The sequence below is a fragment of the Pseudomonas sp. B21-036 genome (genome assembly GCF_024748925.1).
Classification (GTDB): Bacteria; Pseudomonadota; Gammaproteobacteria; order Pseudomonadales; family Pseudomonadaceae; genus Aquipseudomonas; species Aquipseudomonas palmensis.
Window position 1 is genome coordinate 3,899,278 of record NZ_CP087178.1, and the last position, 21,212, is coordinate 3,920,489.

Annotated in this window: 17 protein-coding genes; 7 read left to right on the forward strand and 10 right to left on the reverse strand. The window is 63.5% G+C overall.

Going from position 1 to position 21,212, the window contains the following annotated elements; genetic code table 11:
- Positions 1 to 39 precede the first annotated feature (39 nt).
- The 9 genes from LOY33_RS17535 to ppsA all read right to left on the reverse strand — a co-directional run bounded on the left by LOY33_RS17535 (position 40) and on the right by ppsA (position 9,305).
- Positions 40 to 1,065: a quinone-dependent dihydroorotate dehydrogenase gene (locus tag LOY33_RS17535; protein ID WP_043864607.1), complete on the reverse strand. Its 1,026-nt coding sequence runs from the start codon at positions 1,063 to 1,065 to the stop codon at positions 40 to 42.
- A gap of 154 nt (positions 1,066 to 1,219) precedes the next feature.
- Positions 1,220 to 2,263, reverse strand: coding sequence for an OmpA family protein (locus LOY33_RS17540; protein ID WP_043864608.1), 1,044 nt, complete (start codon positions 2,261 to 2,263; stop codon positions 1,220 to 1,222).
- Positions 2,264 to 2,372: 109 nt separating this feature from the next.
- Positions 2,373 to 2,939 (reverse strand): RNA polymerase sigma factor SigX, encoded by a 567-nt coding sequence (gene sigX / locus LOY33_RS17545; protein WP_010223317.1) that lies wholly within the window; start codon positions 2,937 to 2,939, stop codon positions 2,373 to 2,375.
- A 112-nt stretch (positions 2,940 to 3,051) separates the two neighbouring features.
- Positions 3,052 to 3,876 (reverse strand): mechanosensitive ion channel family protein, encoded by an 825-nt coding sequence (locus tag LOY33_RS17550; RefSeq protein WP_043864609.1) that lies wholly within the window; start codon positions 3,874 to 3,876, stop codon positions 3,052 to 3,054.
- A gap of 2 nt (positions 3,877 to 3,878) precedes the next feature.
- The gene (locus tag LOY33_RS17555; RefSeq protein ID WP_043864610.1) at positions 3,879 to 4,127 is read right to left on the reverse strand and encodes a hypothetical protein; all 249 of its coding nucleotides are present in this window, start codon (positions 4,125 to 4,127) and stop codon (positions 3,879 to 3,881) included.
- Positions 4,128 to 4,225: 98 nt separating this feature from the next.
- Entirely contained in the window at positions 4,226 to 5,221 is a 996-nt protein-coding gene (locus LOY33_RS17560; protein WP_043864611.1) for a zinc transporter ZntB, read from the reverse strand.
- Positions 5,222 to 5,248: 27 nt separating this feature from the next.
- Entirely contained in the window at positions 5,249 to 5,737 is a 489-nt protein-coding gene (gene rraA, locus LOY33_RS17565; protein ID WP_258659452.1) for a ribonuclease E activity regulator RraA, read from the reverse strand.
- 91 nt (positions 5,738 to 5,828) lie between these two features.
- Positions 5,829 to 6,821: an alpha/beta fold hydrolase gene (locus LOY33_RS17570; protein WP_043864613.1), complete on the reverse strand. Its 993-nt coding sequence runs from the start codon at positions 6,819 to 6,821 to the stop codon at positions 5,829 to 5,831.
- A gap of 108 nt (positions 6,822 to 6,929) precedes the next feature.
- Complete coding sequence (gene ppsA, locus LOY33_RS17575) at positions 6,930 to 9,305, reverse strand: phosphoenolpyruvate synthase (RefSeq protein ID WP_043864614.1); 2,376 nt, start codon at positions 9,303 to 9,305, stop codon at positions 6,930 to 6,932.
- 177 nt (positions 9,306 to 9,482) lie between these two features.
- Here ppsA and LOY33_RS17580 point away from each other — a divergent pair, with 177 nt between their 5' ends.
- Positions 9,483 to 10,301: a pyruvate, water dikinase regulatory protein gene (locus LOY33_RS17580; RefSeq protein WP_043864615.1), complete on the forward strand. Its 819-nt coding sequence runs from the start codon at positions 9,483 to 9,485 to the stop codon at positions 10,299 to 10,301.
- A 90-nt stretch (positions 10,302 to 10,391) separates the two neighbouring features.
- Here the strand turns inward: LOY33_RS17580 and LOY33_RS17585 are convergent, their stop codons facing one another.
- Positions 10,392 to 15,257: an NAD-glutamate dehydrogenase gene (locus tag LOY33_RS17585; protein WP_258659453.1), complete on the reverse strand. Its 4,866-nt coding sequence runs from the start codon at positions 15,255 to 15,257 to the stop codon at positions 10,392 to 10,394.
- 248 nt (positions 15,258 to 15,505) lie between these two features.
- Here LOY33_RS17585 and LOY33_RS17590 point away from each other — a divergent pair, with 248 nt between their 5' ends.
- From LOY33_RS17590 to LOY33_RS17615, 6 genes are all read left to right on the forward strand, one after another.
- Positions 15,506 to 15,859, forward strand: a complete 354-nt coding sequence (locus LOY33_RS17590; RefSeq protein WP_043864617.1) for a hypothetical protein — start codon at positions 15,506 to 15,508, stop codon at positions 15,857 to 15,859.
- 18 nt (positions 15,860 to 15,877) lie between these two features.
- Positions 15,878 to 16,645, forward strand: coding sequence for an amidohydrolase (locus tag LOY33_RS17595; protein WP_104572779.1), 768 nt, complete (start codon positions 15,878 to 15,880; stop codon positions 16,643 to 16,645).
- Positions 16,646 to 16,701: 56 nt separating this feature from the next.
- Positions 16,702 to 17,412 carry a FadR/GntR family transcriptional regulator gene (locus LOY33_RS17600; RefSeq protein ID WP_043864619.1) on the forward strand — a complete coding sequence of 237 codons (711 nt, stop codon included), beginning with the start codon at positions 16,702 to 16,704 and terminating at the stop codon, positions 17,410 to 17,412.
- A 97-nt stretch (positions 17,413 to 17,509) separates the two neighbouring features.
- A complete protein-coding gene (lhgO, locus tag LOY33_RS17605) occupies positions 17,510 to 18,703 on the forward strand; it encodes an L-2-hydroxyglutarate oxidase (RefSeq protein ID WP_054916212.1) in 1,194 nt (397 codons plus the stop codon).
- A gap of 69 nt (positions 18,704 to 18,772) precedes the next feature.
- Complete coding sequence (locus LOY33_RS17610) at positions 18,773 to 20,101, forward strand: MFS transporter (protein WP_258659454.1); 1,329 nt, start codon at positions 18,773 to 18,775, stop codon at positions 20,099 to 20,101.
- A 147-nt stretch (positions 20,102 to 20,248) separates the two neighbouring features.
- Entirely contained in the window at positions 20,249 to 21,208 is a 960-nt protein-coding gene (locus LOY33_RS17615) for a MoxR family ATPase (RefSeq protein WP_043864622.1), read from the forward strand.
- Positions 21,209 to 21,212 lie beyond the last annotated feature (4 nt).

Sequence of the window (21,212 nt, forward strand, 5' to 3'; positions counted from 1 at the left end):
CCCAGGGGCCCCTTTTGAGGGGCCCTTTTTTATGCCCGCTCAGCGTGGCCCCATAGCGGCGATGGCGTCCACCGACTCGCGAATCAGCGCAGGCCCCTTGTAGATGAACCCGGAGTAGATCTGCACAAGGCTTGCACCGGCTGCGATCTTCTCGGCGGCGTGCTTGCCTTCGGTGATACCGCCTGCTGCGATGATCGGCAGCTTGCCACCCAGTTCGGCGGCCAGCATGCGCACCGTGTGGGTACTCTTGTCGCGTACCGGGGCGCCCGACAGCCCACCGGCCTCGTCAGCATGCGCCAGGCCTTCCACACCTTCGCGGCTGAGGGTGGTGTTGGTCGCGATCACTGCGTCCATGCCAGTGGCCAGCAAAGCCGAAGCCACCTGTGCGGTTTCCTCATCGCTCATGTCCGGGGCAATCTTGATGGCCAGTGGTACGCGCTTGGCATGGGTCAGGGCCAACGCCTCACGGCGCTCGGCCAGGGCCTGGAGCAGTTGCTTGAGCGAATCGCCAAACTGCAGGCTGCGCAGGCCCGGGGTGTTGGGCGAACTGACGTTGACGGTGACGTAGCTGGCGTGACCGTAGACCTTCTCCAGGCAGATCAGGTAATCGTCCACTGCCCGCTCCACCGGGGTATCGAAGTTCTTGCCGATATTGATGCCCAGCACGCCATGGTAATTGGCCGCACGCACACGCTCGAGCAGATGGTCGACGCCCAGGTTGTTGAAGCCCATGCGGTTGATGATCGCCTCGGCTTCAGGCAGGCGGAACAGCCGTGGCTTGGGATTGCCTGGCTGCGGGCGCGGGGTGACTGTGCCGATCTCGACGAAACCGAAGCCCAGTTGAGCGAAGCCGTCGATGGCAGCACCGTTCTTGTCCAGCCCCGCTGCCAGCCCGACCGGGTTGGCGAACTGCAAGCCCATGACGGTTACCGGCAACTGCGCCGGCGCCTTGGTCAACAGCCCGTTGAGGCCCAGGCGCCCACCTGCACCGATCAGGTCCAGCGACAGGTCGTGGGAGGTTTCCGGGGACAGTTTGAACAGCAGCTGGCGGGCCAGGGTATACATGGGCAGGCTTAGCTCGAGGTGTGGGAAGGCAGCGATTATAGCGGTGCAGCCGCCACGAAGACAGGCCCGCGTACGCCTCGCACCCACCGCCCGATCAAATCGCAGGCAAAGAAAAGCCCGGCCGGAGCCGGGCTTTTCTCAAGCGTCAGACCAATTACTTGGCTTGGGCTTCTACTTGAGCTTCAACGCGACGGTTGACAGCGCGACCAGCTTCGGTGGCGTTGTCAGCTACCGGACGGGTCTCACCGTAGCCAACCGATTCAACGCGGTTCGACTCAACACCGTACTGGTTGGTCAGAACCTGCTTCACGGCGTTTGCACGACGCTCGGACAGCTTCTGGTTGTAAGCGTCAGGACCGACGGAGTCAGTGTGACCTTCAACAGTGGTGGTGGTGGATGGGTACTGCTTCATGAAGTCAGCCAGGTTCTTGATGTCGCCGTAGCTGTTTGGCTTGACGACCGACTTGTCGAAGTCGAACTTGACGTCCAGCTCTACACGAACGACTTCAGCAACAGCCGGGCAGCCATCAGCGTCAACGGTGACGTTGGCTGGGGTGTCAGGGCACTTGTCGACGTTGTCGCACACGCCGTCGTTGTCGCTGTCGGAGCAGACTTCAGCTACTGGAGCTGGCGCAGGAGTCGGTGCAACCTTGCCACCGCTACCACCGAAGTTCAGACCCAGACCCAGGGATGGGCCCCACTCGGTGTTGCCGTTGTCGATGTTGTACATCGCTTCAACGCCAGCACGGGCGAACAGGTTGTCGGTGATGTACCACTTGGCGCCAGCGCCCAGGTTGGCGAAGGTGGAGTGATCGCGACCGTTACGGGTAGCTTGGCCCAGGCTCTCGTGAGCGAAACCAGCCGATACGTAAGGACGGATTGCGTCACCAACGGTACCCAGGTGGTAGGTGGCGTCCAGCTTGGCCTTGGAACCTTTGATGTCCTTGTTGAACACGTCGCCACGAGCGTTGTGAGTCTCGTTGTAGCCCAGGTCCAAGGACACGTCGTCGGTCAGGAAGTAACCGAGGCGAACACCAGGATTGGTGCCGTCGTTCTTGAAGTTACGCTCGCTGTCGTAGTACTGCTTGGTGACGTTGCCTTCAATTTCGACTGCGCCTTGGCCTTGTGCCAGAGCGCCGAAGGAAGTTGCGGCAACAAAAGAACCAATGGCCAAGCCCAAGGTGTTTTTCAATTTCATCCGTTAAATCCCCATCTGGTGATTGTTAAGTAGTCCCACCAAACCCGGGGGACAACTCGTCGACAAGTTTAGCAGACCTTGTCGATACGTTAGAGATATTTGCGACTCACTAAGTTTCGGTGAGGCCCGCAAATTTCTCGCGTAGCTTGTCGAGCGCACGCTTGTAGCGCATTTTCGTGGCGCTCAGGCCCATGTGCATGATGTCGGCGATCTCCTGGAACTCCAGCTCTGCGACAAATCGTAGCACCAGGATTTCGCGGTCGATCGGGTTCACATGAACCAGCCATTTATCCAGCCCGCCTTTCTCTTCCGGTTTGGGGGCCTTCTCTTCAGAGGCCTCCTCGAGTGGATCGAGACTTAGCGCATCCATCAAACGACGTTTGCGCCGCTCCTTGCGGTACTGGGTGATGCATTCGTTGTAGGTGATGCTGTAGAGCCAGGTCTTGAATTTCGACTTGCCTTCGAAATTCTTCAGGCCGTACAGCACCTTCAACATCACCTCCTGACAGACATCGTCAGCATCCCGATCGTTCCCCAGATAACGTGCACACACGTTAAAAAGGGTCCGCTGGTAGCGCCGCATGAGCTCTTCATAGGCGCGAGTAACATGAAAAAGCTCCTCATGCGAACGCGCCACCAACTCCTCATCAGTGAGCTCGCGGGGGTCGTAACGCATGGGCAGCGAGTGAACTTTATTCAAAACAAATCTGGCCGACAGTCAGGTCATTGTCGCCGCTCGCCCTGCCTGGGCGATTTTGCGGCGGCATACATTAGCAGGATTTGCCCGGTTAGCGGCTACTGACCCGCTGCTCCAGGAGGATCCGGTTCGACAGCGATACCAGTTCACCCTCGTCGGTGAGCACGGTCGTCTTGACCGTGCCGATCTCTTCGATCTGCCCCTCGACCTCGCCAATCTGGACCTGCTGGCCGACCTGATAGAGCTCACGTACGTAAATTCCAGCCAGGATCTGCCCGGCGATTTCACGGCTGCCCAGGCCCATGGCCAGCGCAACTGCCAGACCAACGGTAATCAACCCGATGACAATCACGTGGTTGAGCAGGTCGGTCTTGACCTCCAACTGGCTGATGGCCACCGAAATGCTGATGATGATGACCAGGCCCTGGGCGATACGCCCGACCCCTGCGGCGTATTCCAGGCCGATGCCCTCGGCGGCACCGCGCACCAGGCCGTTGACGATCTGGGCCAGCAGCACACCGGCCAGCAGCACCAGCGCACCGCCAAACACCTTGGGCAGGTACAGCGCCAGCATGTCCAGGGTCGCCGAAACACGTTCAAGCCCCAGGGATTCGGCGGCCGAAACCAGGAAGATCAGCAGCACGAACCAGTAGACGATCTTGCCGATCAGCGTCGAGATCGGCACCTGGATGCCCACCCGGCTGAGCATCTTGGTCAGGCCGGTGCCGCCCATCAGGCGATCCAGGCCAAGCTTGGCCAGCAGCTTGGACAACAGGGTATCGAGCAGCTTGGCAACCACAAAGCCCAGCAGCACCACCACCAGCGCCCCAAACAGGTTGGGGATGAAGTTGGCGACTTTGGTCCACAAGGCGGTCATCGCCGCCACCAGGCTCTGGGTCCAGAGATCAAGTTCCATAATCAATCAGCCTTATCAGCTTTACGGGCAGAAGCGTTACGACGCACCGGCGCGACATGCGCCGAGCCATTGTTCACGGCGATCATCAGCGCCTGGCTCCAACGGCCGAGCAGGCTGAACAGATCGCCCGCGCCGACCTGACGGTTGGCGGTCTTGAGGACCCGGCCCAGGCAGGCGTCGTCGTCGCGGTCTTTGCCGGACGGCGAGGCCTTGAGCAGGTCCCGCAGGGATTCTTCAAACGGATCGTGCATGGGCACCTCGCGCAATGTCTGTCAAAGACGAGACGCTCATAGGGCGGGTCACATGAACAATCTGCGCAAATGTTGTAGGAAATTTCAAGAAAGTGCCCCTATACCCAGCGAAGACGGCGAAACAGCCACCATTGGCCCAGGGCCAGCACGAGCACCAGCAAGCTGGCATAAAGGAAGCCATAGGGGTTTTCCGAACCCGGAATGCCCCCCACGTTGATGCCCAGCAAGCCGGTCAGAAAGCTCATGGGCAGGAAGATACAGGTGATGATTCCGAAGCGGTACATGGTCTTGTTCATGCGTTCGCTCAGGCGCCGGTCCTCGCTTTCAAGCACCAGCGCCACGCGCTCGCGGGTCAGTTCCAGCTCTTCGAGGTAGCGGATCAGGCTGTTGTTGAGCTCGTTCCAGTAGTCGGCATCGTCCGGCGCGAACCATGGCCATTTGTTGCGCGCCAGCTGCGCATAGATTTCCCGCTGCGGCGCCAGGAACCGACGCAGGCCGGCGGCGCGCCGCCGCATCTGCTGCAGGCTGCCGTGCTCAGGCGTATACCGTTCGTCGGATTCGAGTTTTTCTTCCTCTTCATCCACCACTTCGGACAGGTCCGACACCAGCGCCTGGACCTTTTCGGTCAGCAACTGGGCCAGGCTCAGCAACAGCTCGGAGGCCGTGGTCGGGCCACGCCCCTCGTCCAGTTGCTGAAGCAGCTCGTCGGTGGCCCGCAGCGGCCGCAGGCGCAGCGAAATCACCCGCTGCGCCTGGGCGAAGATGCGCACCGACACCATGTCTTCGGGTTCGGCGCCCGGGTTGAGGTTGACCCCGCGCAGAAACAGCAACATCTGCGCATCCGGTAAAGGCACCAGGCGCGGCCGGGTGTTTTCCTCCAGCAGCAGGTCACAGGCGAAGGGGCTCAGGCCGCTGTCATGGCGCAGCCAGGTCTGGGTTTGCGGGTGGCTGCGATCCCAGTGCAGCCACAGGCTCTGCTCCGGCTGCAACTGCAGATCGTCCAGTTCGGTTCGAGCGATCGAACGCGCACCGCCCTTGCCATCGAGTACCAGGGCATGCACCAGCCCCCACTGCGCGTTTTCTTCCTCGAACATCCCTACCCCACGCACCGTCAGCGAAAATTACTCGGGCATCTTCAACGGGCTGGGCGACACGATGACACCGTTGTTGTCAGCGTACACGTACTCCCCCGGCCGGAAGGTCACACCAGCGAACGTGACCACCACATTCAGGTCACCAATGCCGCGCTTGTCGGTCTTCATCGGGTGGCTGGCCAGCGCCTGCACACCCAGATTGGTTTGCGCCAGCGCATCCACGTCACGCACGCAACCGTAGATCACCAGCCCTTCCCAGCCATTCTTGGCGGCCTTCTCGGCAATCATGTCACCCAGCAGCGCCCGGCGCAGCGAACCGCCGCCGTCGACCACCAGCACCTTGCCCTTGCCATCCAGGTCGGCTTGCGCCTTTACCAGCGAGTTGTCCTCGAAGCACTTGACGGTGACGATCTGACCGCCGAACGAATCGCGGCCGCCGAAGTTGCTGAACATCGGCTCCAGCACCTGCACCAGGTCCGGGTAGACGTCACACAAGTCGGGGGTAAGGTAATGCATGGGAAACTCCTGTCGATGGCCAATTGAATGGAAAGCGGATTTCACACGTTCACTGAAAAGACGAAGCCGGCGCACCGGCGTTTAACCAAGGCTACACGCCGACGGGCTGCGGGTCACCTGTCTCGGCCGGGGCCAGCATGGCCTGCGGGTCGCTCAGCCAGCGCTCCACCAGCGGCCACACCTGGGCCTGGGCCGGTTTGCTGACCAGCATATCGACATGACCGAAATTGTCGAAGCCTTCCTCGCGCCCCAGCCGCACGAAACGCTTGTGCTCGCTGCCTATTTGCTCGAACAACTTGCGACAGGCCCACACCGGGTCCTGGTGATCTCCGGCCCCAGCCACCGCCAGCACTGGCACGCGCACCTCGGCAAGCCCGGCCCACCAGTCGCTCTGCTTGTCGCCAAAGCGTCCGAACAGGCCGAACCAGCGCATGCTTTCCAGCGCCAGGCCGATGGGCTCATCTTCGGGCCCGCGCTTGAGCCGCGAACCTGACAGGTGTGCAAAGCGCTTGAGCAGCAGGCGCCCGCCCCACTCCACCGGTGGGATTTTCAATGGCCAGTAGGTACGGCTGACCTGAGTGCCGAAAAAGGCCGCACTGGCGACCTGCTCCTGGGCCAGGTAAGCCCCGCCCAATGCTGCCGCCAGCGTGGTACCGCCCAGCGAGTGGCCAAGCCAGTGCGGGGTGCGCCCGCTCACCTCGCACACGAACGCGGCAATTGCCGGCAGATCGTAACGGGCATAGTCCGCCACACGGTTGTGGCGGTAGTCGCGGTTGCGGGGTGACAGCCCATGGCCGCGCATTTCCGGTATCCACACGTCGAAACCGGCGCGTGCCAGGGTCGCGCCCAGGCCGATACCGCGCGGCGAGAACCAGAAGCGCCGGTTGGAAAAGCTGCCATGCAACAGGATGACCGGGGCACCGCGCACCTCGCTCTGGTCGGCCATGCCAAGGCGTGTCAGCGCCAGCTCGACCGTACGGTCGGGGCTGTTGCCGGCCTTGAGCCGATACACATCTTCGCTGAGGTCGCCGCGCCGCTCGGCACTGAGCAGGGCAACGGGAAAAAGAGTACTGCTGCTTTGCATAGGTTACTTGCACAAAAAAGGGCGAGCCCATCACTGGATCACGCCCTGAAAATCCGTTGAAGCGGCCGCCCGACGCCTCCTGGCTGGCGGCCGCTCCTCTTCAGCGCATCAGGCCTGGGCCTGGCCCTCGGCCAGGAAGAACCAGGTTTCGAGCACCGAGTCAGGGTTCAGCGAGACGCTTTCGATGCCCTGCTCCATCAGCCACTTGGCCAGGTCAGGGTGATCGGACGGGCCCTGGCCGCAGATACCGATGTACTTGCCGGCCTTGTTGCAGGCCTGGATGGCGTTGGCCAGCAGCTTCTTGACCGCAGGGTTACGCTCGTCGAACAGGTGCGCAATGATGCCGGAGTCGCGGTCCAGGCCCAGGGTCAGCTGGGTCAGGTCGTTGGACCCGATGGAGAACCCGTCGAAGTACTCGAGGAACTCATCGGCCAGGATCGCGTTGGAGGGCAGCTCGCACATCATGATCACACGCAGGCCGTTGACGCCACGGCCCAGGCCGTTCTCGGCCAGCAGGTCGACCACCTGGCTGGCTTCGCCCAGGGTGCGTACGAACGGCACCATGATCTCGACGTTGGTCAGGCCCATTTCGTCGCGCACGCGCTTGAGTGCACGGCACTCGAGCTCGAAGCAGTCACGGAACGATTCGCTGATGTAGCGCGAGGCGCCACGGAAGCCCAGCATCGGGTTTTCTTCTTCCGGCTCGTACAGCTTGCCGCCGATCAGGTTGGCGTACTCGTTGGACTTGAAGTCCGACAGGCGCACGATGACCTTCTTCGGCCAGAACGCTGCGGCCAGGGTGCTGATGCCCTCGACCAGCTTCTCGACGTAGAAACCGACCGGATCGCCGTAGCCGGCAATGCGCTTGTCGACGCTTTCCTTGAGCTCGGCCGGCAGGCCGGCATAGTTGAGCAGTGCCTTGGGGTGCACGCCGATCATGCGGTTGATGATGAATTCCAGGCGCGCCAGGCCGACACCGGCGTTGGGCAGCTGGGCAAAATCGAATGCGCGATCCGGGTTGCCGACGTTCATCATGATCTTGAACGGCAGGTCGGGCATGGCATCCACCGAGTTCTGGCGAATGTCGAAGCCCAGCTCGCCTTCGAAGATGAAGCCGGTATCGCCTTCGGCGCACGACACGGTCACGCCCTGGCCATCCTTGAGCAGCTGGGTGGCGTTGCCGCACCCGACCACCGCTGGAATGCCCAGTTCACGGGCAATGATCGCGGCGTGGCAGGTACGCCCGCCACGGTTGGTGACAATGGCGCTGGCGCGCTTCATCACCGGTTCCCAGTCCGGGTCGGTCATGTCGGACACCAGCACGTCGCCGGGCTGGACCTTGTCCATCTCCGAAACGTCCTTGATGATCCGCACCTTGCCGGCGCCGATGCGCTGGCCGATGGCACGGCCTTCCACCAGCACGGTGCCGGTTTCCTTGAGCAGGTAGCGCTCCATGACGTTGGCCTGGGCGCGGCTCTTCACGGTTTCAGGGCGCGCCTGCACGATGTACAGCTTGCCGTCGTCACCGTCCTTGGCCCACTCGATGTCCATCGGGCACTTGTAGTGCTGCTCGATGATCATGGCCTGCTTGGCCAGCTCGCTGACCTCTTCGTCGCTCAGGCAGAAACGGGTGCGGTCGGCCTTGTCGACATCGACGGTCTTGACCGAACGACCGGCCTTGGCCTCGTCGCCGTAGATCATCTTGATGGCCTTGCTGCCCAGGTTGCGGCGCAGGATGGCCGGGCGCCCGGCTTGCAGGGTGCCCTTGTGCACGTAGAATTCGTCGGGGTTGACTGCGCCCTGCACGACGGTTTCGCCCAGGCCGTAGGCGCCGGTGATGAACACCACGTCACGGAAACCCGACTCGGTGTCCAGGGTGAACATCACGCCGGCGGTGCCGGTTTCTGAACGCACCATGCGCTGCACGCCGGCCGACAGGGCCACCAGCTTGTGGTCGAAGCCCTGGTGCACGCGGTAGGAAATGGCGCGGTCGTTGAACAGCGAGGCGAACACTTCCTTGGCCGCGCGGATCACGTTGTCCACGCCGCGGATGTTCAGGAAGGTTTCCTGCTGCCCGGCAAACGAGGCGTCCGGCAGGTCTTCGGCAGTGGCCGAGGAACGCACGGCGACAGCCATGTTCGGGTTGCCCTGGGACATTTCGGCGAAGGCGGTACGGATTTCGGTGTTCAGCCGCTCGGGGAATTCGGCTTCCATGATCCACTGGCGGATCTGTGCGCCGGTGCGGGCCAGGGCATTGACGTCATCCACATCCAGCGCGTCGAGGGCGGCATGGATCTGGGCGTTCAGGCCGCTCTGCTCGAGAAAGTCACGATACGCCTGAGCCGTAGTGGCAAAGCCGCCGGGGACCGATACACCGGCGCCCGCGAGATTACTGATCATCTCTCCGAGGGATGCGTTCTTGCCCCCCACATGCTCTACATCATGGACGCCGAGCTTATCGAGGGAAACTACGTACTCTACCAAGGTGATCTCTCCACTAACTGTGTTGGAAAAGCTCATGACGCCGGTCAGTTCGCTGTGACCGTACCGGGCGTTTGTGGCCTGGACCTGGAAAATAAGTGAGAATGCCGACCAGGGATGTTCGGCAAACCGAACGTATCATATCCAAGAATCGTCACCAGCTTAAGGCCCAAGGCGCAAATGAAACGATCTGCTTTCTTTATTTCCGACGGCACCGGCATCACTGCCGAAACGCTGGGACAAAGCTTGTTGGCACAATTCGAGAGCATCGGGTTCAACAAGTTCACGCGACCGTACATCGACACCGTGGACAAAGCGCGCACTATGGTACAGCAAATCAATACCGCCGCAGAACGCGACGGCGTGCGCCCGATCATCTTCGACACCATCGTCAACCAGGATATTCGCGAGATCCTGGCTACCTCCAACGGCTTCATGATCGACATCTTCTCGACCTTCCTGGCGCCGCTGGAACAGGAGCTGACCGCCCATTCGTCGTATTCGGTGGGCAAATCGCACTCGATCGGCGGCAACTCCAACTACATGGAGCGCATCGAGGCGGTGAACTTCGCCCTGGACAACGACGACGGTGCGCGCACCCACTACTACGACAAGGCCGACCTGATCCTGGTGGGCGTATCGCGCTGCGGCAAGACCCCCACCTGCCTGTACATGGCCATGCAGTTCGGCATTCGCGCAGCCAACTACCCGCTGACCGAAGACGACATGGAGCGCCTGCAACTGCCACCGGCCTTGAAGAACCACCAGCACAAGCTGTTCGGCCTGACCATCGACCCCGACCGCCTCACTGCCATTCGCCACGAGCGCAAGCCCAACAGCCGCTACGCCAGCTTTGCCCAGTGCGAGTTCGAGGTGCGCGAAGTGGAGAACCTGTTCCGGCGCGAGAACATTCCCAACATCAACTCCACGCATTTTTCGGTGGAAGAGATATCCGCCAAGATCCTGGTGGAGAAAGGCGTGGAGCGGCGCTTCAAGTAAGGCGCCCGGCCGGCCTTGCCGGCGCAATGGCCCACCCCGCCAAAAGAAAGCCCCGGCACAGGCCGGGGCTTCTTTTTACCTGCTACACACTCACGACGGCACCGCCGCCGACTGCCCGCTCAGCGCCAGGTCAACCAGCTCGCGGTTGGCCACCGCGTACATGGCGTAATCGGTGCCGGTGGCCGCACGCAGCTCATCGAGCATCGCGCGCCAGCGCTCCACCATCACCGCATGCTGCGCCAGCCACAAGGCTACCCGCGCATCCATGTCGGCAGGCGCATCGACCATCTGCAACACGGAGATGGTGATGGCGCGCTGCTGCAGGTCGATGTCATCGCGAAACGCTTCACGTGCCAGTGCCTGCCAGTTGTTCTCCACCGGCAGATTGCTGATTTCCTGCAGGTACCAGGTCAGGTCCAGTGCGCTGCCCACGGCGAAGAACACCTTGGCCACCTCGGCCGGGTCCTGGCCGGTCACATCGGAAGCCTCGATGATCGGCAACAGGGTGTACAGGTGCGTAGTGCCAGCCACCATGCGCGCCAGCAGCTCCGGCACGCCGGCTTCGACGAAGCCCTGGTAGCGGGTCATCCAGCGCTCGCGGGTCGGCCCCTCCAGCAGTTCGTCCAGCTTGAGCCCCAGCGCCGCGATCTTGGGCCCGAAGTGGGCCACGTCACGCCCGGCATCCTGCTCGTTGCGACGGCTGCGCAGGAACCAGCGGGTGGCCCGGCGGCCCAGGCGCATCAGCTCGTCCATCAGCGTCAGCTGCACTTCGGCGGGCACCAGGTAGTCCAGCGCCTCGATCTGGCGGAACCAGTGCGGCAGGTGGAAGATGTCGCGCACGATCACGTAGGCACCGGCCACGTTCGCCGGACTCATGCCCGTGGACTCCTTGAGCCGCTGCACGAAGGTGATGCCCATGTTGTTGACCAGGTCGTTGGCGATCTGGGTGCTGACGATCTCGCGCTTGAGGCGATGGCGACGCATGGCCTCGGCGAACTTGTTCACCAGCGACGGCGGGAAGGCCGTCTCCATGTCGCGGGTCAGGTAGTCGTCATCCGGCACCAGCGACTGCAGCAGGGCTTCCTTGAGGTCGATCTTGCTGTACGAGATCAGCACCGACAGCTCGGCCCGGGTCAGGCCCTGGTTGGCCGCAATGCGCTCGGCCAGTTGCTCTTCGGTAGGCAGGAACTCGATGGCCCGGTCCAGCTTGCCGCGACTTTCCAGGTCGGCCATCAGGCGCTTGTACTCGGAAATCCGCTCACGCGCCCGGCGCGCCGCCAGCGACAGTGCCTGGGTCTGCTTGTAGTTGTTGCCCAGCACCAGCGCAGACACTTCGTCGGTCATGCTGCCCAGCAACTGGTTGCGCTGCTTCTCGGTCATGTCACCGGCCTGCACCACCTCGTTGAGCAGGATCTTGATGTTGACCTCGTGGTCGGAGCAGTCCACGCCACCGGCGTTGTCGATGAAGTCGGTGTTGGTCGCGCCGCCGTTGAGGCCGAACTCGACCCGACCCAGCTGGGTCATGCCCAGGTTGCCGCCCTCGCCCACCACCTTGCAGCGCAGCTCGTTGCCGTCCACGCGCAACGCGTCGTTGGCCTTGTCGCCCACATCGGCGTGGCTCTCTTCGCTGGACTTGACGTAGGTGCCGATGCCGCCGTTCCACAGCAGGTCGACCGGCGCCTTGAGCAGCGCATTGAGCAGCTCGGTCGGGGTCAGCTTGTCGGCCTCGATGGCAAAGCGTTCCTTCATCTGCGGGCTGATGGCGATGCTCTTGGCACTGCGCGAGAAGATCCCGCCACCTTCGGACATGATGCTGGTGTCGTAGTCGCTCCAGGCCGACCGCGGCAGGTCGAACAGGCGCTTGCGCTCGGCAAAGCTGCTGGCAGGCTCCGGGTTCGGGTCGATGAAGATATGCAGGTGGTTGAAGGCGGCCACCAGTTGCAGCTTGTCTGACATCAGCAGGCCGTTGCCGAACACGTCGCCGGCCATGTCGCCCACACCGACCACGGTGATCGGGTCCTGCTGCACGTTGATGCCACGCTCGCGGAAATGGCGCTGCACGCCAACCCACGCACCACGGGCGGTAATCCCCATCTTCTTGTGGTCGTAGCCGGCCGAACCGCCCGAGGCAAAGGCGTCGCCCAGCCAGAAGCCGTAGTCGATGGCGATGCCGTTGGCGATATCCGAGAAGGTCGCGGTGCCCTTGTCGGCCGCCACCACCAGGTACGGGTCGTCATCGTCGTGACGCACCACGTTGACCGGCGGCACCAGCACGCCGTCCTTGAGGTTGTCGGTAATGTCCAGCAGGCCGGAAATGAAGATGCGGTAGCAGGCGATGCCTTCGGCCTGGATATCGTCGCGGCTGCCGCCCAGCGGCAGCCGGCGCGGCAGGAAGCCACCCTTGGCACCTACCGGCACGATCACCGAGTTCTTCACCTGCTGCGCCTTCACCAGGCCCAGCACTTCGGTGCGGAAGTCCTCTTCGCGGTCCGACCAGCGCAGCCCGCCGCGTGCCACGTTGCCAAAGCGCAGGTGCACGCCCTCGACCCGCGGCGAATACACGAAGATCTCGAACTTGGGCACCGGTTTGGGCAGCTCGGGAATCAGCCTTGGGTTGAACTTGAAGCTGAAGTACGACTTGGCCTGTCCATTGGCGTCGGTCTGGTAGAAGTTGGTGCGCAGGGTGGCCTTGATCAGGTCCAGGTAGCGACGCAGGATGCGGTCTTCGTTGAGCACCTGCACGTCGTCCAGCGCGCTCAGGATCGCCTGTTCCAGGCGTTGCTGCTTGTCGTCCAGGTCATCCCCGGCCAGCTTGCGCGCCAGGTAGAAGCGGGTCTTGAACAGCCGGGTCAGCTCGCGGGCGATGTCGGTATGGTTGTTCAGGGTGCTGGCGATGTAGCCCAGGTCGAAGCCCAGGCGAATCTGCTTGAGGTAGCGGGCATAGGCGCGCAGCAGCGCCACGTCGCGCCACGGAAGGCCGGCGGTCAGCACCAGACGGTTGAACGCATCGTTTTCGGCGTCGCCGTTGACGATGTGCACGAAGGCATCCTGCAGGGTGTCGTTGAGCTGCTGGATATCCAGGTTCAGGCCTTCGCTGTAGGTGAAGGCAAAGTCATGAATCCAGAATTCGCGGCCATTGCTGTGGCGAAGGCGGTACGGGAACTCGCCCAGTACGCGCAGGCCCAGGTTTTCCAGGATCGGCAGCACGTCCGACAGCGCCAGCGGGGTGTCGGCGTGGTACAGCTTGCAGTGCAGCTGCTGTTTGCCGGCCTGGGTCAGCGGCTGGTAGAAGCTCATCACCAGCGGCTTGCTGTCGGACAGGGTCAGCAGGTGCTGCATGTCCACCACCGCCGAATGCGCGGCAAAGCGCTCGCGGTAGCCGGCCGGGAAGCCTTTGGGGAAGTCGGCCAGCACATTGGTGCCCTGGGCCTCGCCGAAGCTCTCGACGGTCAGGCTGGCATAGTCGTCCTGCCACGAACGGCAGGCCTGCACCACTTCGTTTTCCAGCTGCTGGGGGTCGATGTCGATGCGGTTTTTCGGATCGACCCGCAGAATCAGTTGCACGCGGGCCAGCACCGACTCGGAGAAGAAGGTCCAGAACTCGCAGTCGCTGGCCTTCAGGCGCTCCATCAGCACCTGCTGGATCTTCTGGCGCACCTCGGTGGAATAGATGTCGCGCGGCACATAGGCCAGGCAATAGCAGAAGCGCCCGTAGGGGTCCTTGCGCAGGAACACGCGAATCTTGTTGCGCTCCTGGATCTGCACGATCGACATCACGGTGCTGAACAGCTCATCCACCGGGGTCTGGAACAGGTCGTCGCGCGGCAGCACCTCGAGTACCTGGGCCAGCTCCTTGCCCAGGTGGGCCTTGGCGTCGAAGCCCGAACGGCGCTCCACTTCGGCGACCTTGCCGCGAATGTACGGGATCACCCGCACACTTTCGCCATACACCGACGAGGTGTACAGGCCCATGAAGCGGCATTCCTTGATCACCTTGCCGTCGGCGTCCAGCTGGCGGATCGACACGTAGTCCGGGTAGGCCGGGCGGTGCACGCGGCTGGGGTGCGCGGCCTTGGCGAACGACAGCAGCAGCGGCTCGTTGAGGTAATTGACGGCGTAGTCTTCGATGCGCAGGTCGTCGGCGCTTAGGCCGCTGCGCAGGCGGCGGGTCAGGCCGAGGAAGGACTGCTCGTCATACTCCAGCTGGCCGCCCTGGGCGTCGGCCTTGACCACGAACTCTTCGTAGCCCAGGAAGGTGAAATGGTTGCTCACCAGCCATTGCAGGAAGCTCTTGACCTCGTCCTTCTCGGCAGCGGCCGGGGCGTAGGCCGTGTGGTCGATCAGCTCGAGCAGCTCGCGCACCTTGGCCTTCATCGGCTCGAAATCGGCCACCACCACGCGCACTTCGGCCAGCACCTGCTCCAACTCGCGGGCCAGCAGGTTGAGCTCGGCGGCATTGGCGCAGCGGTCGATCTCCAGGTACATCAGCGATTCCTGCAGGATGCCCTCACCCTGGGTGCCCTTGGGCAGAATCTCCAGCAGCTCGCCCTTGGCCCCGCGACGCACGCTGAGCACGGTGGTCTGCAGGGTATGGATGCTGTAGCCGCGGCGGTTGAGCTCGGTACGCACCGAGTCGACCAGAAACGGCAGGTCATGGTGCAGCACTTCCACGGCCGTGTGGGTGGACTGCCAGCCGTGGCGTTCGTAATCGGGGTTGTAGACCCGAACCTGGGGTTCGGTGTGGTCGAAGCGTTCGATGATGCGCCAGGCCGAGAGGGTGCAGCCGGCCAGGTCGGAGAGGCGACGCTGGGTCAATTCGTCAAGAGAGATGATGCCAAAGAACTGCTCGGCAAACAGCGCCACTTGTGGCAGTGCCTGTTCCCCGATGTGCTGCGCCAGGGCCGCCTGCAGTTGATGCTGGAAGTCGGCTTTGCTGGCTGCGGTGAAAAACGCCATCTGTGGTACTCCGCTTGGGCTTGTTATTGAGTGAAGCGTCGCGCACATGCCGTCATGCTCGGATCAACCATAGCCAACCACACGCTGGGTGTCGTCGGGTTGTCCATCGACAGGGCAGCTTAACGACTGGCCGGTCACCCCTGCTTGCGATGCTGCGACATATTCGGTCAATCAGCGGCAGGCGGCGATTTATCCATTGACCGAAGACTGGCACACTCGCGTTTCACTTCTTGACCACCGAGCCGTCCATGCAACTGACCACCCCCCTGCTCTTCGCCACCCCCTGCGATGATGAAGAAGACAACATGGCCACCCTGTGCTGCCACAGCGACAAGGGCCAGATGTTCCTCATGACCCGCTACCCGGACGAAGACACGGTGGACATCACCCTGGATGACGAACCGAGCACACTGGACGGCATCAAGGTCACCCTCAGTGCCAGGCGCCTGCTGATCGAAGTGGCGCCGGGAGACGCCGACGTGTTCAACGGCGCCGATCATCTGGAAATCACCCTCAGCAGCGACGGCACCGACCTCGCCGAAGTCGAGCAGACCCTGCAGAACATCCTCAAGGGCACCGGCACCTACGTCAGCGAGCTGTAACCCCGTCAAGGAGCCCCCATGCCCCAGCCGATCTTCGACGCCCACTGCCACATCATCGACCCGCGCTTCGCGCTGGTGCCCAACAACGGCTACCTGCCCGAGGCCTTCACCACCGAAGACTACCTGGCGGCCGTCACGCCGCTGGGCATCTGCGGCGGCGCGGTGGTGTCGGGCTCGTTCCAGGCCTTCGACCAGGGCTACCTGCTGGCCGCCTTGAAACAGCTGGGCCCAGGCTACGTGGGGGTGACCCAGGTGCCGGCCGGCATCAGCGATGCCGAGCTGCTCGCGCTGGATGCCGCCGGCGTGCGTGCGCTGCGCTTCAACCTCAAGCGCGGCGGCTCGGCGCAGGCCGATCAGCTCGAAGCCATGGCCCTGCGCGTGTTCGAGCTGGCCGGCTGGCACGTCGAGCTGTACGTCGATTCGCGCGAGCTGGGCGAGCTGACCCCGCTGCTGCGCCGCTTGCCGGCGGTAAGCATCGATCACCTGGGCCTTCGCCGCGAAGGCCTGCCGGCGCTGCTGCAACTGGCCGAGGCAGGTGTGCGCATCAAGGCCTGCGGCTTTGGCCGGGTCGATTTCGACGTGGCCAAAGCCCTGCGCGACATCGATGCCGCCAACCCCCACGCCCTGATGTTCGGCAGCGACCTGCCCTCCACCCGCGCACCGCGCCCGTTCGACCCGGCCGATATCCAGCTGATCCGCCACACGCTGGGCAGCGCCAGTGTCGAGCGCGTGCTGTGGGGTAACGCACGGGCGTTCTATCGCCTGCAACCCCAGGCACAATCTTGACAACATGCGGCTGCACGGGCATTGTCTGACAACCTGACCTACTGGCTTTATCCTTCATGCTCGAGCTTCAACGCCCCGACACCCTGGTGGAACGCGTCGTCAGCGCCATCCGCACCGAGATCGATTCGGGGCGCCTGGCTGCCGAAGCACGCCTGCCCACCGAGCAGCAACTGGCCGAACAGCTGAATGTCAGCCGCTCGGTGGTGCGCGAGGCGATCTCCCAGCTCAAGGCCGATGGCGTACTGATCGCCCGGCGCGGGCTGGGCTCGTACATTTCGCAGAATCCGACCGGCACGGTGTTCCGCTTCCCCAGCAACAACGGGCGCAGTGCCGACCTGGTGCAGATGTTCGAAGTGCGCCTGTGGATCGAAACCCAGGCCGCTTCGATTGCCGCCCAGCGCCGCGACCAGGCAGACCTGGCGCGCATGGCCAAGGCCCTGCAGGAGATGATCGACAAGCGCAGCCAGTTCGACGTGGCCGCGGCTGCCGACGTGGAGTTTCACCGCGCAATTGCCGAAGCCAGCAAGAACGACTACTTCGTCGCCTTCCATGACTTTCTGCGCGGCCAGCTGGCTGCCGCGCGCAAGACCGCGTGGGAGAACTCGGCGGCGCATTCGGTAGGCGGCTCGGCCGACGCCAATCGCGAACACCAGGCGCTGTACCAGGCGATTGCCGACGGTGACCGCCAGCGCGCCGCGGCCTGCGCCGAAGCGCACCTGCGGGCCTCGGCCAAACGCCTGAAGCTGGACCTGCCAGCCATGGAATGAACATCACGTGACGGGCGCTGCGGGTCAGCGCCCTTTTCTTCGCACTACTTAGTCTGACAACCTGATAACCAGATAAGAATACTAAGGTGACCCCTGCATGATTTACGACTACTGCATCATCGGCGGCGGCATCGTCGGCCTCGCCACCGCCATGGCGCTGCTCAAGCGCCAGCCTGGCGCCTCGCTGGTCATCCTGGAGAAGGAAACCACACTGGCCCGGCACCAGACCGGCCACAACAGCGGGGTCATCCACGCCGGCATCTACTACGCACCCGGCAGCCTCAAGGCCGACCTGTGCAAGCGCGGCGCCCAGGCCACCAAGGACTTCTGCGACACCCACGCCATCAAGTACGAGGTGTGCGGCAAGCTGCTGGTGGCGTCCAACCCGCTCGAGGTGCAACGCATGCAGGCGCTGTACGAGCGCTCGCAACAGAACGGGCTGAAGGTCGAGCGCCTGGATGCCGCCGAACTGCGCCGTCGTGAGCCGAACATCGTCGGCCTGGGCGGGCTGTTCCTCGATGCCACCGGCATCGTCGACTACAAGCAGGTGTGCCAGGCCATGGCCAAGGTCATCCAGGCCGCCGGCGGCGAGATCTGCCTGGACACCCGCGTGGCGGCGATCGCCGAAAGCGGCGACAGCGTCACCATCAGCAGCGAAGACCGCGTATGGCGCGCCAGGCAACTGGTCGCCTGCGCCGGCCTGCAGTCGGACCGCCTGGCGGCGCTGGCCGGGGTCAGGATCGACCACCAGATCATCCCGTTTCGCGGCGAATACTTCCGCCTGCCAGCCACCAAGAACCAGATCGTCAATCACCTGATCTACCCGATCCCCGACCCGGAGCTGCCGTTTCTGGGCGTGCACCTCACCCGCATGATCGACGGCAGCGTCACTGTCGGGCCGAATGCGGTGCTGGGCCTGGGCCGCGAGAACTACGGCAAGTTCTCGATCAACTGGCGCGACGTGGCGCAGTACGCCCGCTTCCCCGGCTTCTGGAAAACCCTGTGGAACAACCTCGGTTCGGGCACCACCGAGATGAAGAACTCGCTGTTCAAGCGCGGCTACCTGGAACAGTGCCGCAAATACTGCCCTTCGCTCGAGGTCGACGACCTGCTGCCCTACGAGGCGGGCATCCGCGCCCAGGCAGTGATGCGTGACGGCACCCTGGTGCACGACTTCCTGTTCGCCGAGACCCCGCGCATGGTCCACGTGTGCAACGCACCGTCGCCGGCAGCCACCTCGGCCATCCCGATCGGCGAAATGATCGCCGACCGCCTGCTCACACCACGCTGATCCGCATTGCTGCACGGGCGCCCGCCGCCCGCTTGAAAATAACTACAAAGACCAACAAGGAATCTCTCGATGTCGGTACATGAAGCGGTCACCTCCGCAACCGAAACCCCGGAACAGAACAGGAAGCGCCTGCGCAAGGTCGCGGCGGCCACCATCTTCGGCTCGATGCTGGAGTGGTACGACTTCTACCTGTACGCCACCATGGCGGCCATCGTGTTCTCGAAGATCTTCTTCGACGCCAGCAACCCTCAGGTTGCCTCGCTGCTGGCCTTCTCCACCTTTGCCATCGGCTTTATCGCGCGCCCGTTCGGCGGCGTGCTGTTCGGCTACCTGGGCGACCGCTTCGGGCGCAAGCAGGTACTGGTGGTGACCTTCTGCATGATGGGCCTGTGCACCACCCTGATCGGCCTGATCCCCAGCTACGCCAGCATTGGCATCTGGGCGCCGATCATCCTGGTGCTGGTGCGCATCATCCAGGGCCTGGGCGCGGGCGCCGAGCTGTCCGCCGCGGCCGTGACCAGCTACGAACATGCCAGCGAAGGCAAGCGCGGCAGTCAGGGTGCCTGGCCTGCGCTGGGGCTCAACCTGGGCCTGCTGCTGTCGTCGCTGACCGTGTACCTGCTGACCATGAACGGCAACGACTTCCTGCTCTCGGGCGGCTGGCGCATCCCGTTCATCTGCAGCATCGTGCTGGTGGGCGTGGGCTTCTGGGTACGCCGCAGCATTCCGGAAACCCCGCAGTTCGCCGAACTCGAGCAGGCGCCGAAAAAAGCCAAGGTGTCGCCGCTCAAGGCGCTGTTCAAGAACGACCTCAAGGGCCTGGCCGTGGTGTTCTTCGTGGCCATCGGCTACAACGCCCTGAGCTATATCTTCAAGACCTTCTCGCTGGCCTACCTGACCCAGTTCAAGGGTGTGGAGGCCCACGTGACCTCGCTGTCGGTGACCATTGCCAGCCTGGTGGCGATCGTGGCGGTGCCATGCTTCGGCTGGTTGTGCGACAAATGGAGCAGCAAGGCCGTGCTGATCATGGGCGGTCTGTTCTCGGTACTGTTCGCGTACCCGTTCATGGCCCTGCTCAACACCGCCGAGCCGCTGATGATCTACATCGCCATCGCCATTGGTACCGGCCTGCTGGCGCCGATGATGTTCGCCCCGCAGGGTTCGTTCCTCAGCCGCCAGTTCCCCACGGCCACGCGCTCTTCGGGCTTTGGCACCGGGCGCGAGATCGGCACCGCGGTGGCCGGTGGCCTGGCGCCACTGGGCGGCCTGGCACTGGTGGCCAGCTCGCCGACCCATTCGACCGACGGCGTGGTGGCGATCCTGGCGATTGCCGCAGTGTTCGTGGTGGTGTTCGCCCTGTGTGACCAGGGGCGCAAGCACTCCAGCTTCAAGAACTGACCCGCGATGGCGGCACCGATGATTTGTGATCTGCGCTCAAATTTACCCACCCACCATTAGTCGCCGCCCCCCCGGATGGATTAAAGTATCAGCCCCTGCCCGGGCGTTGTTGCCCTCCCCCCGGGCGCACGCCCAGGAACCGTCCCGATGGAACATCGTGAAGCGCTCATCGCGCTGCGCACCTTTCTCTCCACCCAGATTCTTGGCCAGGAAAAACTGGTCGAGCGCCTGCTCATCGTGCTGCTCGCCGATGGTCATATGCTGGTGGAGGGTGCGCCGGGCCTGGCCAAGACCAAGGCCATCAAGGAACTCGCCGAAGGCGTCGAGGCGCAGTTCCACCGCATCCAGTTCACCCCCGACCTGCTGCCCGCCGACATCACCGGCACCGAAATCTATCGCCCTGAAACCGGCAGCTTCGTGTTCCAGCAGGGTCCGATCTTCCACAACCTGGTGCTGGCCGACGAAATCAACCGCGCCCCGGCCAAGGTCCAGTCGGCCCTGCTCGAGGCCATGGCCGAGCGCCAGGTCAGCGTGGGGCGCAGCACCTACGAGCTGTCGCCCCTGTTCCTGGTGATGGCCACGCAGAACCCCATCGAGCAGGAAGGCACCTACCCGCTGCCCGAAGCCCAGCTCGACCGTTTCCTGATGCACGTGAAAATCGGCTTTCCCGATGCCGCCGTGGAGCGGCGCATCCTGCAGCAGGCGCGCGGCGAGGCGCTCAACGGCGAAACCAAGCCCGAACGCCGGGTCAGCCAGCAGGCGATCTTCGCCGCACGCAAGGAGATCCTCGGCCTGTACATGGCCGACGCAGTGGAGGAGTACCTGGTGCAACTGGTGATGGCCACCCGCACCGGTGCCAAGTACGACGCCGAACTCGGCGACTGGATCGCCTACGGCGCCAGCCCGCGCGGCTCCATTGCCCTGGACCGCTGCGCACGCGCCCACGCCTGGCTGGCCGGACGCGACTTCGTCAGCCCCGAAGACATCCAGGCGGTGCTGTTCGACGTGCTGCGCCACCGCATCATTCTTTCGTTCGAGGCCGAAGCGGCCGGTATCGACCAGGACCGGGTGATCCAGCGCATCCTCGACGTCGTCGCCGTGGCCTGAAGCC